Annotated in this window: 11 protein-coding genes and 1 pseudogene; 7 read left to right on the forward strand and 5 right to left on the reverse strand. The window is 61.2% G+C overall.

The features are described from left to right. Positions 1-17: 17 nt before the first annotated feature. The 4 genes from CDO46_RS23610 to CDO46_RS23625 are packed head-to-tail and all read right to left on the reverse strand — an operon-like array spanning position 18 to position 6497. Positions 18-1148 (reverse strand): ABC transporter permease, encoded by a 1131-nt coding sequence (locus tag CDO46_RS23610; RefSeq protein ID WP_087841034.1) that lies wholly within the window; start codon positions 1146-1148, stop codon positions 18-20. Between the two features lies 1 nt (position 1149). Next, complete coding sequence (gene rbbA / locus CDO46_RS23615; RefSeq protein ID WP_087841035.1) at positions 1150-3912, reverse strand: ribosome-associated ATPase/putative transporter RbbA; 2763 nt, start codon at positions 3910-3912, stop codon at positions 1150-1152. Positions 3913-3915: 3 nt separating this feature from the next. Beyond that, a complete protein-coding gene (locus CDO46_RS23620) occupies positions 3916-4995 on the reverse strand; it encodes an HlyD family secretion protein (RefSeq protein ID WP_087841036.1) in 1080 nt (359 codons plus the stop codon). A gap of 14 nt (positions 4996-5009) precedes the next feature. Next, a complete protein-coding gene (locus tag CDO46_RS23625; protein ID WP_087841037.1) occupies positions 5010-6497 on the reverse strand; it encodes an efflux transporter outer membrane subunit in 1488 nt (495 codons plus the stop codon). A gap of 450 nt (positions 6498-6947) precedes the next feature. Between CDO46_RS23625 and CDO46_RS23630 the strand changes: the two genes are divergently transcribed. The 5 genes from CDO46_RS23630 to CDO46_RS23650 all read left to right on the forward strand — a co-directional run bounded on the left by CDO46_RS23630 (position 6948) and on the right by CDO46_RS23650 (position 13225). Continuing rightward, positions 6948-7586, forward strand: coding sequence for a TetR/AcrR family transcriptional regulator (locus CDO46_RS23630; RefSeq protein WP_087841038.1), 639 nt, complete (start codon positions 6948-6950; stop codon positions 7584-7586). 8 nt (positions 7587-7594) lie between these two features. After that, the gene (locus CDO46_RS23635; RefSeq protein ID WP_087841039.1) at positions 7595-8629 is read left to right on the forward strand and encodes a DUF4105 domain-containing protein; all 1035 of its coding nucleotides are present in this window, start codon (positions 7595-7597) and stop codon (positions 8627-8629) included. Further along, the gene (locus CDO46_RS23640; protein ID WP_087841040.1) at positions 8626-10569 is read left to right on the forward strand and encodes a triacylglycerol lipase; all 1944 of its coding nucleotides are present in this window, start codon (positions 8626-8628) and stop codon (positions 10567-10569) included. Before CDO46_RS23635 ends, CDO46_RS23640 begins: the two co-directional genes overlap by 4 nt. Before the next feature lie 287 nt (positions 10570-10856). Beyond that, positions 10857-12395, forward strand: a complete 1539-nt coding sequence (locus tag CDO46_RS23645) for an IS3 family transposase (protein WP_087841041.1) — start codon at positions 10857-10859, stop codon at positions 12393-12395. 200 nt (positions 12396-12595) lie between these two features. Beyond that, positions 12596-13225, forward strand: coding sequence for a hypothetical protein (locus CDO46_RS23650; RefSeq protein WP_087841042.1), 630 nt, complete (start codon positions 12596-12598; stop codon positions 13223-13225). 318 nt (positions 13226-13543) lie between these two features. Here the strand turns inward: CDO46_RS23650 and CDO46_RS23655 are convergent. After that, a protein-coding gene (locus tag CDO46_RS23655; RefSeq protein WP_254914667.1) for an IS5 family transposase occupies positions 13544-14526 on the reverse strand; the annotation gives its coding sequence in 2 pieces (ribosomal slippage) (positions 13544-14475 and positions 14475-14526; 984 coding nt in all). Positions 14527-14611: 85 nt separating this feature from the next. On the opposite strand from CDO46_RS23655, the gene CDO46_RS23660 reads away from it, so the two are divergent. Beyond that, positions 14612-15565 carry an alpha/beta hydrolase gene (locus CDO46_RS23660; RefSeq protein WP_087841044.1) on the forward strand — a complete coding sequence of 318 codons (954 nt, stop codon included), beginning with the start codon at positions 14612-14614 and terminating at the stop codon, positions 15563-15565. 364 nt (positions 15566-15929) lie between these two features. Beyond that, positions 15930-16670, forward strand: a pseudogene (locus CDO46_RS23665) (IS21 family transposase); the annotation flags it as partial. Positions 16671-16710: the final 40 nt, after the last annotated feature.

The raw sequence follows: 16710 nt of genomic DNA on the forward strand, positions 1-16710 counted from the left end.
ATCGGGCGGTCAAACGATCAGGCCATCTGGCCGATCGTTTTGCGAAAGCGTGCCAACGACAGGAAAAACAGCACCGCGCCGATCAAGGCCAGCGCCAGGAAGGGCTGCCACACCGTCTCCAGCCCCGCGCCCCGATAAAGGATGGCCTGGCTCAATTCCACGAAATGGGTGGTGGGTGCGACCAGCATGATGTTCTGCACGATCTCGGGCATGCTTTCGCGTGGCGTAGTGCCACCCGACAGCATTTGCAGCGGCATGATGATGAGCATCATCAACATGCCAAACTGCGGCATGTTGCGCGCCAGCGTGGCGATGAAGATGCCCATCGACGTAGTGGCGAACAGACTGAGCGCTGCACCGGCGAAGAACAGCGCGATGGAGCCCTCGATGGGCACGCCCAGGACGCCGCGCACCATGAGGGTGAGCGACAGGAAGGAGGCGATCAGCACGACCAGGGCCATCGACCAGACCTTGGAGAGCATGATCTGGGCGGGAGTCACGGGCATCACCAGCAGGTGTTCGATGGTGCCGTGCTCGCGCTCGCGGATCAGTGCTGCGCCGGTCAGGATGATGGACAGCAGCGTGATGTGGTTGATGATCTGCACCACCGAGCCGAACCAAGCCTTGTCGAGGGCGGGGTTGAAGCGTGCGCGCAAGGCCAGATCCACAGGTGGCACGGTGGCGCCGCGATAACGTTTGACGAACTCGTTGACTTCACCGGTGAATATCTGCTGGATGTAACCACTGCCGGTGAAGGCCTGGCTCATGCGGGTGGCATCGACATTGAGCTGCGCGGCGGGAGATCGCCCTGCCAGCACGTCGCGCTGGAAGTTGGGCGGAATGACCAGGGCAAAGGTGTACTGCCCGGCATCCATGCCCGGATCCACGCTTCCATAGTCGATCATGGCCGGTGGCGTGAACTGCGGTGGGTAGAACGCCGAGGCAATCCGCTGGGAAAGCGCCGAATTGTCTTCATCGACGATGGCGATGGGCGCGTTGTGCAGCGTCTCCGGCATGGACGTGGCCGAGGTATAGACCGACGCGGTGAACACGTAGACGATGAGCACGATCATCATCGGATCGCGCCAAAGACTCCATAGCTCCTTGACACCGAGCTGGTAGATGTTGGCTAGGTTTCGTCTGCGCATCTCAGCGTTCCTGCTTTTTGAGTAGCAAAACGGCCGCGCCAAGAATCACCGGAACCGACAGGAGCATCGACCACAGCGGCCATGTCAGGTCGGGCAAGCCGAGCGCTTTGCTGAAAACGCCACGGCTGATGGAGATCATGTGCGTGGCGGGGTAGATCTCGCCGATGAACTTGCTGGAGCCTTCGAGCGAGGACACTGGATCGATCAGGCCGGCGAACTGGGTGGCCGGAATCAGGGTGCCGATCATGGCGAAGAACATGGCCGCGATCTGGCTGCGCGTGACGGCCGAGGCGAGCAGCCCCATGCCTGTCGCTGCGAAGGAGAAGATCAGCGCGGCCAGCGCCAAGGTCAAGAAGCTGCCCTTGACCGGCACACTGAAGATGGTGACCGCGAGCAGGCTCATCAGCAGGAAATTCACCATGGCCAGGCCGACATAAGGCAGTTGCTTGCCAAGCAGGAACTCGATGCGCGTTACCGGCGTCACGTACAGATTGGTGATCGAGCCTGTCTCTTTCTCGCGCACCACCGCCAGCGCGGTCAGCATCGCCGGCAGCATGAGCAGCAAGAGGGGAATCACGGCAGGCACCATCGCCGGCAGGCTCTTGACATCGGGGTTGTAGCGAAAGCGCGTCTCGACGCTCGCATTGCCTGCTGCGCTGGCGCCGCCGCGCTCGCTGGCCTGTACCAGCAGCCAGTGCTGGTGCATGCCCTGAACGTAGCCCTGCACGGTTTCGGCGCGCTGCGGCATGGCGCCGTCGAGCCACGCACCAATCTGCACGTTCTGGCCCCGCAATACATCGCGGGCAAAGCCAGCGGGGATTTCGATGGCCAATGACAGTTCGCCGCTGCGCATGCGCCGGTCGAGATCCTCGTAATCGACGATAGGCGGGTGCTCTGTGAAGTAGCGCGAGCCGGCCAGGTTCAGCGTGTAGCTTTGGCTGAGCGTGGTTTGGTCGCGATCGAGCACCGCATAGCTCAGGTCTTCGACGTCCAGGGTGATGCCGAAGCCGATCACGAACATCAGGAGCAGCGAACCGCCCAGCGCCAGGGTGGCGCGCACCGGATCGCGCTGCAGTTCCAGTGCTTCGCGCCACAGATAGCTGAGCATGCGGCGCAGGCTGAAGCCTTCAGCGTTGTGCCCGATGTGCTCAGTGTGTGTCGCTGGCGTCTGAATCGCCGTATTGGCGGCCTCGGTGGGGCCGGCGGGAGCGACCGTGCCGCCCTCCGCCTCGATGAGGTAGCCGATGAAGGCCTCTTCGAGGGTTTTAGCGCCGCGCTTCTCGACCAGCTTGGCGGGCACGTCGCTGTCGAGCACCTTGCCCGCATGCATCATTGACATGCGGTCGCAGCGTTCGGCCTCGTTCATGAAGTGGGTGGAAATGAAGACCGTCACCCGGTCGCGACGTGACAGCTCGATGAGCAGCCGCCAGAACGCATCGCGCGCTACTGGATCGACCCCGGAGGTCGGCTCGTCCAGAATCAACAGTTCGGGCTTGTGCACCATGGCGACTGCCAGCGACAGGCGCTGGCGTATGCCCAAAGGCAGGCTGGCCGGCAAGCTGTCGATGACTTCCACCAGGCCGAAGCGCTCCACCATCTCTTCGACGCGGCCCTGAATGTCCTTCGGGGGCACGCTGAACAGCTTGGCGTGCAACTCCAGGTTCTGGCGTACCGTGATTTCGCTGTAGAGCGAGAATGCCTGAGACATGTAGCCGACGCGGCGGCGGGTGTCCAAGTCATGCGGGTCCACCTCATGACCGAACAGCCAGGCTCGTCCCTCGCTCGCCGGCAGTAGCCCGGTGAGCATCTTCATCGTCGTAGACTTGCCGCAGCCGTTGGAGCCGAGGAAGCCGAAGATTTCACCGCGCCGGATGCGGAAGGACACGCTGTCGACGGCGACGAAGTCGCCAAAGCGCATGGTCAGCTCTTTGGCCTCGATGGCGATATCGTCGGCGCCGTCTTCCGGCAAGGGAGGAATGACCACCGGTTTGTGCCCGCGCTTTTTCTCTTCTGGGAGCAGGCGGATGAACGCCTCTTCCAGGTTCGGGCTGCCTGTTCTTTCCAGCAATTCCTTCGGTGTGCCGGTGGCGAGAACCTTGCCGTCGTCGATGGCGGCGAGCCAGTCGAAGCGCTGCGCCTCGTCCATGTAGGCGGTGGCCACGATCACGCTCATGCCGGGGCGGTCGGCGCGGATGCGTTCGATCAGATCCCAGAACTGTGCGCGCGCCAGCGGATCCACGCCGGTCGTCGGTTCATCGAGAATCAGGAAATCCGGGTCGTGAATCAGCGCGCAGCACAAGCCCAGCTTCTGCTTCATGCCCCCGGAGAGCTTGCCTGCCGGGCGTGCCAGGAATTTGAACAGGCCCGTGGCCTGGGTCAGCTCATCGATGCGCTGGCGGCGCTCGGGCGCGTCATGGCCGAACAGCCGCGCGAAGAATTGCAGATTCTCCTCGACCGAGAGCGTCGGATACAGGTTCTTGCCCAACCCCTGCGGCATGTAGGCGATGCGCGGGCACACCAGCTTGCGGTGGGCCTTGCTGGCCATGTCGCCACCGAGCACCTCGACCGTGCCTTCCTGGATGATGCGCACACCGGCCAGCAACGAGAGCAGGCTGGACTTACCCACGCCGTCGGGGCCGATCAGACCGACCATCCGTCCAGCGGGGATGTCCAGGTCAATGCCATCCAAGGCAATGACGTCGCGGTAGCGCAGTCTTACCTGGCGGACACTTGCAACGGTCGCGAGCTGCGCGCTGTGGCTCATACCTTACTCCGGCACACGAACGGAGAGGTTCTGAGGCCACTCGGCCTTGGCGTCGAGCTTGACCCAGGCTACGCCGGGCAGACCGGTCTTGACCTGGTTCAGGTGCTCACGCAGCAGCTCCTGCGAGATCTGTGCGCGCACGCGAAACATCAGCTTTTGCCGCTCGCTGGCGGTTTCAACCGTCTTGGGGGTGAACTGCGCTGCGCTGGCGACGAAGGAAACGGTGGCTGGAATCACATACTCGGGCGCGGCATCCAGAATGATGCGAACCTCCGAGCCCAGCGCAACGCGGCCGGCCACGGTTTCGGGCAGGAAGAAGGTGATGTACACGTCCGACAGATCAAGGAGGTTCAAGACACGTCCGCCCGCTCCAAGCACCTCGCCGGGTTGCGCGACACGCACCTGAACCCGTCCGTCGCGCGGAGACCGCAGTTCGCTGTCGCGGATGTCGGCTTCGATGCGGCTGATACTGGCCGTAGCGGCGGACACGCTGGACTGCGCGCCGACAAGCTGCGCCCTGGCGGCTTCGACCGCGGCGCGGGCAGCGGCGGCCTGTGCCTTGCTGGCCGCGAGGGTCGCCTGGGCGCCCTGTACGCGCGCCCGGTCATCGTCCAGTTCCTGGATCGAGGCGGCTCCCTCACTCGACAGCGTGCTGGAGCGTGTCAGGCGCCGTTGCGCGGCGTCCAGTTCCGACTCGCGCTGACCAACCAGAGCCAAGGCGGCAGTCACGTCGGCTTCACGCAGCGCCACCTGTGCCTGCGCCGCGGTCACCGAATGCTCAGCCTGCTGACGCATGGCCAGGGCCTCGTCGCGCTGCGCTTCTAGCGTTTCCAGCCGCATCTTGGCCAGTGGCTGGCCGGCTGTGACGAAATCGCCTTCACGCACCAGGATGTCTTCGATGCGGCCGGGAAGCTTGGTGGCCACGTCGATTTCGGTGGCTTCGATGCGGCCATTGCCGTTGACGAATCCTTCGCCCGGGCCGCTGTCGGTAAACCTCGTCCAGCTCCACCAGGCCAGCGCGGCAACAACCGCTGCAGCGAAAGCGACCAGGAGTTTTTTCTTGAGAGAGGGGGAGACAGTCATGGGTTCGGCGTGCCTTAACGGGTTGATGGGGTGGAAGCGGGAGTCGAGGCCGCACCCTGTGCCTCGCCGGCTGCGGCGAGGGTGCCGCCGCCGAGCGCGGCATACAGCGCCACCTGGCTGGACAGCAGCGCGCGGCGCGCCTGTACCAGTTGTTGCTGGGCTCCAAGCAAATCGCGTTGGGCATCCAGCACTTCCAAGAAGGCGGCCGAGCCGTTGTCGTAGCGCAACTTGGCCAGGCGTGCGCGTTCGCTTTGCGCTTCCAGGTTGGCTCTCTGGATCGTCAACTGCTCAGCCAGCCAGCGCTTTGCGCTCAGCGCATCGGCCACCTCGCGGAAGGCCGTTTGAATGGTTTTTTCGTATCCGGCGACGGCGATGTCGCGGCGCACTTCGCTCAGCTCCAGATTGGCGCGGCGGCGCCCGCCATCGAAGATGGGCAGCGACAGGGTGGGCATGAAGGTCCAGGCGCGACTGCCGGAATCGAACAAGCCATTCAAGTCGGAGCTGGCCGTGCCGAAGCTGCCGGTCAGCGCAATGCGCGGCAAGAACGCCGCGCGGGCCGCGCCGATGTGGGCATTGCTGGCACGCAATTGGTGTTCGGCGGAAATGATGTCCGGGCGACTGACCAGCAGCTCCGAAGGCAGACCGGCCCGCAGCTCAGCCAGAACCGTCGTTTCATCGAAGGGTGCCTTGGCGGGCAGCGGGCCGGGATCAGCGCCTACCAGCAGTGCCAGGGCGTGCAGTTGCGTGGTGCGAGCCTGCTCAAGCTGCGTCAGCAGCGCCCGAGCTTGGTTCAGCAGGGTCTGGACCTGTGTGAGATCCAGCTTCGAGGTCGAGCCGACTTCGACGCGGCGCCGGAAAATGCGATAGGACTCCTCGCGGGTGGTCACGGTTTGCCGTGCGATCGCCACGCGTTCGTCGATCTCGCGCAGGCCAAGATAGCCGTCTGCCACCTGGGCGATCAGCGCCAAATGGACGGCCTGGCGAGCCGCGTCGGAAGCCAGCCAAGTTTGCAGGGCGGCGTCTTCCAGGTTGCGGATCCGACCCCACAGATCCAGTTCCCAGGTGGTCAAACCCACCTCGGCCCGGTACTCGCCGCCCACCTGCGATCGGCCCGACATGTTCAGGTCGCCAGGGACGCGCGCGCGTCCACCTTGGGCGCCCACGCCCATGGCAGGAAAACGATCCGAGCGCTGAATGCGGAATGTGGCGCTGGCTTCCTCGACGCGCAGCGCGGCCACGCGCAGGTCGCGGTTGTTTTGCAGCGCGGTCTCGATGAGGCGTTGCAGCAGGGGGTCAGTGAAGTAGGCCTGCCAGGCAAGCTCTCCCGCGTGGGCGCCGTCGGTGCCTGATCCAAGATGCGCGGGCCAGGCTTCGGGCACAGGCAATGGCGGGGTGTCTGGCACCGGAGCGAGCGACATGCAGCCGGTCAAGACGACGGCGCTCAGGGCCAACGAGGCAGCGCGCAATCTGAACGCAGGAAACAACGGGGAAGTTGGGAGCATGGTCACGTTCCGTACAGGTATCGGGCTGAAGAGGGTCTGGTCGCAGAGCAGGGAATGGCTGCCACCCGCACAATGCGGGGCTCGTGGCTGGTGCCCGCAGGCCCTACTTTCTTGCTTGCAAGTGCTGTCAAACCCACTTCATCTCCTTGTTGATATGTGCATCCCGTGTCCCCCGGCTGGTTGATAGGGCGCGCTTCCTGTGTCGTAACCCGATGTGCCGGGTTCGCTCGCGCCCTGTGTTGATCTGCATCGTGAAACCTGAAAACAAACGACTGGACGATTGTTTTCAATTATACGTTATAATCCAAGAACCGTAATCAGCGGGCTCGTCGGTCATTGACGCAGGTCAATTCGAGCTGCCGGCTTGGGTTCAAGGAAGGCCCTGATTCTTGGTAGAGCCGGTGACCGGCCCATGGGAACACCCCTCAGATCTTTGAACAGAGCCTTTGAATGCCACCCAAGAAAGATGACGCGCCAGGCAACAAGCGCCGCTACCTGTCTTCTGCCGCCAGGAAAGAGGAAATACTCGACGCGGCCTTGGTCGAATTCGCGGATCGGACATACAACGCCGTGTCGATGGAGCGACTGGCGGAATGCGCGGGCTTGTCCAAGGCTGGCATCTATGCCCACTTCAAAAGCAAGGAAGAAATTTTTCACGCCTTGCTCGAACGTACGACGAAGCAGATTCGTGATTTCCAGGGCTGGCTCCCGGATGAGGATCTGACGTTGCCAGAGCTGGTAGATGTCTACCTGGATCGCCTGTACGCGACCTTCAGCTCCCCTGCCACGATGTCGATCTACCGGCTGCTTCTGGCCGAAAGCGCCCGAACTCCAGAGCTGGTGCAGCGTTGGCACAACGAAGTTGCGCTCGGGCTGAAAGAGCGGACGCAGACCATCATCCAACGCAACATACGCCGAGGCGTCATTCGCCCAGGCGTCTTGACCGAACACTTCTTCCCGTTGGCGCTCGCGCCCGCAGTGCTGTGGCTCAGTTCCTCGATGCTGTCCAAGGGCAGTCCTTCCATCTCGCTGGTGCAGTTACGGGATGCGCACCGGCAAATGTTGCTTGAGCTTTTTCAGCCTCAATGAGCGGAGTGATGCACAGAGTCCTGCGCGCCCTTGCAGGCTTGGCGATCGGCTTTGTGGTACTGCTGCTGACTGTGTGGGGTGCGCTGGCTCTGTGGCATCAGATGCCGGGACCTTCAGTGGTGCGATGGTTCGCCATTGCCATGTGGTCTACGTTGGGTGTGACCTTTGTCTTGTCGCGGGCGGGCTTGCTTGGGCGGCGCAATCGCAACATCGCCGGATTCGCATTTGTGATCGCAGCCGCCTCCCTGCTCATGTGGTGGGGGACGCTGCAGCCGTCACACCAGCGTGTATGGGCTGACGATGTCGCCCAGTTGCTGGAGGCCAGGATCGACGGCAACCATGTTCACCTGAATAATGTGCGCAACTTCCAGTGGCGCAGCGAAACCGACTACACTCCGCAGTGGGAGAGTCGCACATACGACCTGGATCGTCTGCGCAGCGCCGACTTGGTGCTTTCCTACTGGATGGGGCCGCACATCGCCCACACCCTGGTGTCGTTCGGCTTCGATGGCGGTGAACGCGTGGTGTTCTCGCTGGAAATTCGCAAGGAACGCCATGAGTCCTTCTCGGCGGTAGGAGGATTCTTCCGTCAGTTCGAGCAGATCCTGGTAGCCGCCGATGAGCGTGACATTGTGCGTACGCGCAGCAACGCGCGAGGCGAAGATGTTTATCTCTATCGCTTGCAGATGAGTCAGGCGAGTGCCCGCGCGTTGTTTCTGGAGTATCTGAACGCGGCCAATGAACTGCGGCAGAAACCGCGCTTTTACAACACGTTAACCAGTAACTGCACGACCATCGTATTCGAGCTGGCCCGGGTCATTGCGCCCGCATTGCCAATGGACTATCGCCTGCTGCTGTCTGGATATTTTGCGCGGTACGTCTACGACCTGCATGGATTGACGCCTGGCTATCGTTACGGTGAATTGCAGGCACTGGGGCATATCAACGAACGTGCCCTTGCTTCCGATGTGTCAGAGGATGACTTCTCGATGTCGATTCGACAAGGCGTGCCAGGCATCCCTGCCAACGAGGTGAATCCATGAGGTTCCCGCAGGCCTGCCTTCTCATTGCATGCGCCGCTCTTGCTCCGCTGCTGCTGGGGGGCTGCTCGATCCTGCGCGAGTTCGGCCCAGTGGTTGAAGTTCATACGCTACCTGCCAGGGAGGCCATCGAACTCAAGCGCGGCGACATCCTGACACGTGGCAAGCTCAGCGATGCGACTGTCCAGACCATCAGGGTGGCGGCATTGGATGAGCAGGCATGCGCAAAGCCGATCTCCTCGGAGTGCGCGGAGGCCTTGGCTACCGTGACGGGGGTTGCCACGGATAGACGCCTGGCTGCACTGTCCGAACTATGGCTGGCGCAGGCTCAGACCATGAAGCCCGGTTCAGCGCAGCAAGCCGCCTGGCTTGAGACGATTCGCTATGCCTATGCTTATCTGTTCCTTGGTGACCATACTCCGGGAGAGCGGGCCTTCGAGGATCGCCAGACCCAAGTGCGGGATTGGTATAACTATGCCGTCGAGCATGCGGCCACCGGCATGTTCGAAGTTCGGCAACAAATGCCGACGCAGTTGCCCGACCAGACCAGTTGGAACATTGCAGGCTGGGAACTGAAGCTGGATATGCGCGGCGCGCGCTTACCGGGCAGTACGGCGGTGCCAGCCGAACTCCTGCCAGCCTCGTCCCTGTCTTTCCGTGGATTGCGTAGCCTCTACCGGCGCGACGGCTTTGGCGCCGAGCTTGTGGCGGTCATTCCGGACGAGTCCCTGAGCGCCGCCCCAACTCGGGGTGGTCGCCCAGCGGCAAAGCGTGATCAGCAACCGCTGCCCTGGAGCGAGATGCCCGCGCCGTCCATGACGGTTCTGCTGCATCCCGACGGAGACAACTTGGACAGTGTGCTGCATGCTCGTATAGCCCGTCTGACGGTGCATGACCCCTATGTGGAATCGGCCATTATGCTGCGCGGCCAACGTGTGCCGCTGGCGGCCAATTTCACGGCCGGCTATGGCGTATGGCTGGCCCGTGCCAATTTCAACCGCCAGTCGCTGCGCAGCCTGCTCGGGCGCGAGGGTGGCATCGACCGCCCGCACGTCTACTTGATGCAGCCCTACGATCCGAACAGGCGGATCATCGTCATGCTGCACGGACTGGCCAGCAGCCCTGAAGCCTGGGTGGAACTCGCCAACGAAATCCTGGGCGATGAGGCCCTGCGCCAGCATTACCAGATCTGGCAGGTCTACTACCCGACCAACATGCCAGTCGCGTTGAACCACGCCATGATTCGCAGGGCGCTCGGGGAGACGCTGACGCATTTCGACCCATCCGGCCAAGCGCCGGCGTCGTCCGACCTCGTGCTGGTGGGGCATAGCATGGGCGGGGTCATCGCGCGGTTGATGGTGTCGTCAACCGATCAATCGCTGGTGCAATTGGCTGCGGATCACAGTCGGTTGACGCCGCAGCAGATCAGGCGCATTGATCCCATGTTGCGCTTCGAGCCCTTCCCGAATGTCAGCAGTGCCATCTTCATCGCGGCGCCTCATCGGGGCACATCGGTCGCGGGTGGACGCCTGGGGCGCTGGATGGCGGGATTTATCCGCTTTCCCATTACGGTGCTCGAAGAACTCGCCCACACGCTGGTGCCCGATGCGGCTGCCAGCAGCCATGAAAGCCTGGGGCATATCCCCAATAGCGTCGACAATCTCGACGAAAACGATCCATTCGTGCGCACGGCTGCGGACTTTCCCATCTCTACCCAGGTGCGCTATCACTCGATCGTGGCCCAGGCCAATGCCGAAGTGGCCCTCGCTGATTCCGATGATGGTCTCGTGCCTTACCGCAGCGCTCATCTTCCCGGGGCGCAATCCGAGAAAATCATCATTTCAGGACACAGCGTGCAACAGAGCGCGGCGGCAGTGCTGGAAATCCAGCGCATTCTGAGAGAGGACATTGCTCTGCGGGAAGCGCATTTCATGCAGCCATAGACAACTGCCATCTGCTGTACGCAGCCGAGCTGATTTGGGCAAGCTTCTATCTTTCAGATGGGCGTAGTGCACTCCTCTGTAATGCGTAGGTCGTAGGTTCGATTCCTATTTCCGGCACCAGATTTAAGCTAACAAGCTGTAAGAAAGTATCGAAAAATCAAGGGGTGGGCCGGGTTCCCGTCCAGCCCCTTTTTTCATGCCCTCCCGGTCCGTCCCGGTGTTAGTGCCGACCCAAAACTGACCATCTGGGGGTGCGGACGAAAACTTGGACTACCAGGAGGTAGTTCATGTATTCCTACGAAGATCGAATTCGAGCGGTTGAGCTCTATATCAAGCTGGGCAGGCGCGTCAGGCCCACGATCCGCCAGCTGGGTTATCCAACAAAGAATTCTCTGAAGGGCTGGTACAACGAATACCAGCAGAAGCTCGACTTGCCAGCGGGCTATGCGGGCCGGAGACCCAAGTTCTCGAAGGAACAGAAGGCGGCAGCTATCGAGCATTACCTCGCTCACGACCGCTGCATTGCGGCCACCATGAGGGCACTGGGCTACCCCTGCAGAGGGACGCTAACCGCTTGGATTCGCGAGGCCCTTCCTGAAGCCAGAAGGCGTGTCGTCGGCAGTACGGTGCGACGAAGGTATTCCGGGGAGCTGATGCAAGCAGGAGTCATGGAACTCTGCACTCGCGAGGAAAGTGCCCAGGCTGTAGCCGACAAGTTCGGCGTGTGCCGGCCAACGCTGTACAACTGGAAGAACCAACTTCTGGGACGTGAAGCACCCGCATCCATGAAACGTACCAATCCATCTTCGCCTTCGCAGGAGCGCGATGAGCTCGAGCGCCAGGTTGAGTCCCTGCGCCGCGAAGTCAGGCAACTGCGCCTCGAGCAGGATCTTTTGAACAAGGCCAACGAACTGTTAAAAAAAGGCCTGGGCGTCGACCTGCAGCTCCTGTCCAACCGGGAGAAGACACTGCTGATTGACGCCCTCAGGGAGCACTATGGCCTGCCAGAGCTCCTTGCACAGTTGGATCTTGCGCGCAGTTCGTATTTCTATCACCGGGCCCGCGCAGCGGTGGGCGACAAGTACCTGAAGGTTCGGCAATCCATCACCGACATCTTTGAGTCGAACCACCGCTGCTATGGCTACCGCAGGCTGCAGGCATCTCTGACCAGGCAGGACGTCACGATCTCAGAGAAGGTTGTACAGCGGTTGATGAAGCAGGAAAGCCTGGTTGTTCCAAGGCCCAGAAAGCGCCGCTATGCGTCTTACCTTGGCGAAATCAGCCCAGCGCCTGAGAACCTCATCGATCGCGACTTCCAGGCCGCGGTGCCCAACGCGAAATGGCTCACGGACATCACGGAGTTCCAGATCCCGGCTGGCAAGGTGTACCTCTCGCCCATCATCGACTGCTTCGACGGAATGGTCGTCAGCTGGACCATTGGGACCAGTCCGGACGCGGAGTTGGTCAACACGATGCTGGACGCAGCCATCGAGACGTTGGCCGACACGGCTGATCGTCCCGTGGTCCACTCCGATCGGGGCGGCCACTACCGCTGGCCGGGTTGGCTCTCAAGAATGAGCAACGCGAACTTCATCCGCTCGATGTCTCGCAAAGCATGCTCACCTGATAACGCTGCCTGCGAAGGCTTCTTCGGTCGGCTGAAGAATGAGCTGTTCTATCCTCGGGACTGGAAGACCGCCACCATTGAGCAGTTCGTCGAGGCGGTCGACTCGTACATCCGCTGGTACAACGAGAAGCGGATCAAGATCTCTCTCGGCTCCCTCAGCCCGATCGAATACCGGGTGAGCCTTGGACTTGCGGCATAAACCAGTCCAAGTTTTTATCCGCACCCCCGGGGATTGATGCGGACGATTTCCTGATGATCCTATCGATGCTAGCCGCCGCCATGCGCCATGAGCCGGTCGATAAGCGGCGAGAGAGAGGCGAACGTGCCCTAACCATGCTCAGTTCCAGCATATTTATATCTCAGCGGCCGAGCTGCTGACCGACCAAAAGGAAACACGAAATGCAAATGGTTCAATTATTCCAGTGGGGCTCAATTTTACTGTGGGCTCTCATCATTGTTTTGCTGCTTACGGTCTGGAAGGGAAATCGGCACTTCCTGTGGAGCATCCTTGCGATCACTCTTAACTTCACGTTAGAACCAATATACGATCAATACTTTGCGATTGCCTATTCAAAGGAGTTCATCCCGCTTCTGCCGCGGGTTGATCTGCCGCTCATGGTTCCGTTCGCCTATGGCACGCTCTACACAGTGCCGTTGCTGATTTCGCTGTGGTTCTTCGGTAAATTTCCCAAGGTGCCTGCATGGGCGAAGCTACTCGGTATGTGGGTTTTCATGTGGGCAACGAATATGGCTCAAGAAGGGATGACCACCAGCGGCGGGGCCTGGGACTACTATGGTTGGACGCCGGCCAGTTTCGGTTTGGGTAACCAGCCGTGGATTGTGCCTGTTGGTGTTGCGTTGAACCTACCGGCTTTTTACTTCAGCCATGTCTACGCCACCCGAGTTTCGGAGCGCTTGGGCACAGGGATGCAGAAGTTCCTGATGCATCTTGGTGTGTTTTTCGCCGCAACGCTCGTTGTGTGGATTGCCAATGTGCTCATTTTGGCACTCTATGGCGGGCCCCACTAATCCAGGCTAGCCTGTAAGCCACTACGGGCATGTATGTAGCGACATTAAATGCGAGCGCGTTGAAGTAAAAAAAGAGAACTAACGCGCAGGGCGTGGTGCCGCTGGCCATGGCGATTCAGAACACCGTGACACGGCGTTTGGTCAAACGTCACCACTGTCGTAGGTTTTCTCTAAGGAAACTCTGAACAACCGCTTGTAATTCGACGGTTATCCATAAACGGGCTGACTTTCACGAAAAACACGATGCAGACTCGAGAAACGCTCTGGATATCAGCGGACTTGCCCCCACCGGGGCTCCGCCTGGAGCGTTTTCGCCCATCATGGACGCACCTCGACTGCCGTCATCGCCAACTGATGGCGCGCCATCCACAGATTGCTCAGCGCAAACAGTGTGATGATCTGCGCGGTGTTTTTCACCAGCCCGCGATAGCGCACCTTGCTATAACCGAACTGGCGTTTGAGTACGCGAAATGGATGTTCCACCTTGGCCCGGATGCGCGCCTTCACGTGCTCGAATTCACCGATAAGCGTGCCGAGCTTGCTCGCGGGCAAGGCGCGACGACGACCGGGTTTCATGGCCACATTCCAGCGCGCGGAGCAACCGCGATTCTCCTCGCGCTTTTCTACGCCGGTATAGCCCGAATCGCCAAACACCTCGCTCTCTTGTCCATGCAGAAGGGCATGGGCCTGCGTGATGTCGTGCGCATTGGCCGGCGTGCCGGTCACGGTATGCACGAGTCCCGAATCGGCATCAACCCCGATATGGGCCTTCATGCCGAAGTGCCACTCGTTGCCTTTCTTCGTCTGGTGCATCTCGGGATCGCGTGCCCCACTCTGGTTTTTGGTCGAACTGGGTGCGCTGATGATCGTGGCGTCCACAATCGTGCCTTGGCGCAGCAGCAGACCGCGCTCACTGAGCAGTGTGTTGACTTGCGCCAGCAACTGCTCGGCCAGTCGGTGCTTCTCCAGCAGGTGACGAAAGTTCAGAATCGTCGTCTCGTCCGGCACCGAACCACGTGCGAGCGACAGGCCCGCAAACCGGCGCATCGAGGCGATGTCGTACAGAGCCTCTTCCATGGCTGGGTCGCTCAGGCTAAACCATTGCTGCATGAAATGAATGCGCAGCATCGTCTCCAGCGGATACGGACGGCGACCATTACCCGGCTTCGGGTAAACCGGTTCGATCAACGACACCAGTCGTGCCCACGGGACCACCCTATCCATTTCAGCCAGGAACACCTCACGCCGGTTCGCTTGCGCTTGCCTGCGTACTCCGCGTCGGAAAAGCTCAGCTGCTTCATCGGGCTTCCATCATCTCATCTGTTCAACACGTTCGACTATATCCGGACGAACTTGTTCAGAGTTTCCCTAACAACCGGAGCTCCAATGCGAAGCAAGCATCTACTGGATCCAGAACTCGCGCCCGTGGTCAAACTCGCGTCTGATGCTGGTATCAAGCCAGGCGGGCAATCTCCGATGATGGCTGCGCTGCTGGCACAGCCGCAGCCTACGTCCGACCAAGTTGAAGCGCGTGAAGTAAAGATCCCCGGGCCCGACGGCGCACCCGATGTTCGGGCCCTACTATATTTGCCTAAGAACGCGGTCGGTTGTCGCGGGGCGATCTTGCATATCCATGGTGGCGGTTACGTATCTGGCGCCCCCGAAATGAACGCGGCGAGCAATCTAAATAACGCTGAGGCTCTGAACTCAGTTGTCTTGTCCGTTGACTATCGGCTCGCACCGGAAACAAAATTTCCTGGTGCGATCGAAGATTGTTATGCGGCGCTGGCTTGGATTCATGAGCACGCCTCTGAATTGGCAGTCGACCGCACCCGTATTCTTGTCAGCGGTGACAGCGCAGGCGGCGGCCTCGCGGCGGCGCTGGCATTGCTCGCGCGCGATAGGGGTAAGTATGCGATCGCCTACCAGCATCTGGTCTTCCCAATGATCGATGACCGCACGGCGATTGATCCCGACGTATCACCCTATGCAGGGGAGTTCATCTGGACGCAGGCCTCAGATCTGTATGGCTGGACATCATTGCTCAATTGCGCGCCCGGCTCGCGCGAGGTGTCCTGCTACGCCGCTGCGGCACGGGCAGAAGATCTTGCGGGATTGCCACCCACATTCATCATGTGCGGGGCACTAGACCTATTCCTTGAGGAGAGCCTCGAATATGCCCGACGGTTAATGCGGGCTGGGGTGCCCGTCGAAATGCACATCTACCCTGGCGCTCCACACGGGTTTCAGATGGTGCAGACAGCAGTGGTGAGCCAACAGGCAGTTCGCGACTCCACGGCAGCGTTGTCAAAAGCATTACGAGGGACGAGACACGAATGAGCGGTGATCCGCTGCTCATTCGGCGCAAATGCGATCAGCATGGATTTCTTTGAAACTGGTCGTTTTGCGTCGTATTGACGCGCAGAAGCGGCGCTCCGCACTAGTAGCTATAGTGCGGCGCCCTTTCGCCTTGAGAAGGCGTGGCGACGGTGGCGAAACATTGTCTTAAGAAGGCGACAGTCATCAGGGCGGCCTCTACGTCGGTTTGTCGCTATATTGCGTTTGCTCAAGGAAATCCACAATCCGTTCGTGGTAGTCCTGTCGATGACTCGGACGTCCACTGCCCGCCAAGGAATGCGTGCCCCCAGGGTAAAGGACCATCGTGGCGTCGGCCTTGCCACTGCGCACTAGAGCGGATTTCACCCGTTGGGTGCTGGCCCGGCTGCGCCACCATCGCTTCGACACCGTCGCCCAGGTCGATGCAGCCATCACCGAACTGCTATCGAGCGTGAACGACCGGCCGTTTCAGAAGCTGCCCGGCAGCCGCGCCAGCGTGTTCGCCGAACTGGATGCGCCGACACTGATGTCGCTGCCGCGCCAACCCTATGAGCTTGCCCGCTTCAAGACGGTGAAGGTCCACATCGACTACCACGTCGAGATGGAGGGCCACCGCTACAGCGTGCCGCATGCGCTCGTCGGCCAGGCCCTGGAGGCGCGCCTCACCCGCCACGGCGTGGAGTTGCTGCTGCGCGGCCAGCGCGTGGCCGCCCACGCTCGCAACGAGCGCCGCGGCGGCTACACCACGGTGGAGGCCCACATGCCTGCTGCCCACCGCGCCCACCTGGAGTGGACGCCTCAGCGGCTGATCGATTGGGGCCAACGCATCGGCATGGCATGCGGCGAACTCATCACCCGGCTGCTGCAGACCTACAAGCATCCCGAACACGGCTACCGCTCCTGCCTGGGACTGCTGAACCTGTCGCGCCGATATGGCGAGGCACGGCTGGAGGCGGCCTGCGAACGGGCCCTCGCGCTGGGTGCCTTCCGCTACCGCCATGTGCGCGACCTGCTGGCCAACAACCGTGACCAGGTGCCGCTGGATGCCGAAGCCGAATGGACCAGTCCGACGCACGCCAACCTGCGCGGACCGGGCTACTACCAGTGAGGACGACCGACCTCACCAGCCCAGAGCCCACCATGAACCC

The organism is Pigmentiphaga sp. NML030171 (assembly GCF_002188635.1).
Lineage (GTDB): Bacteria > Pseudomonadota > Gammaproteobacteria > Burkholderiales > Burkholderiaceae_B > Pigmentiphaga > Pigmentiphaga daeguensis.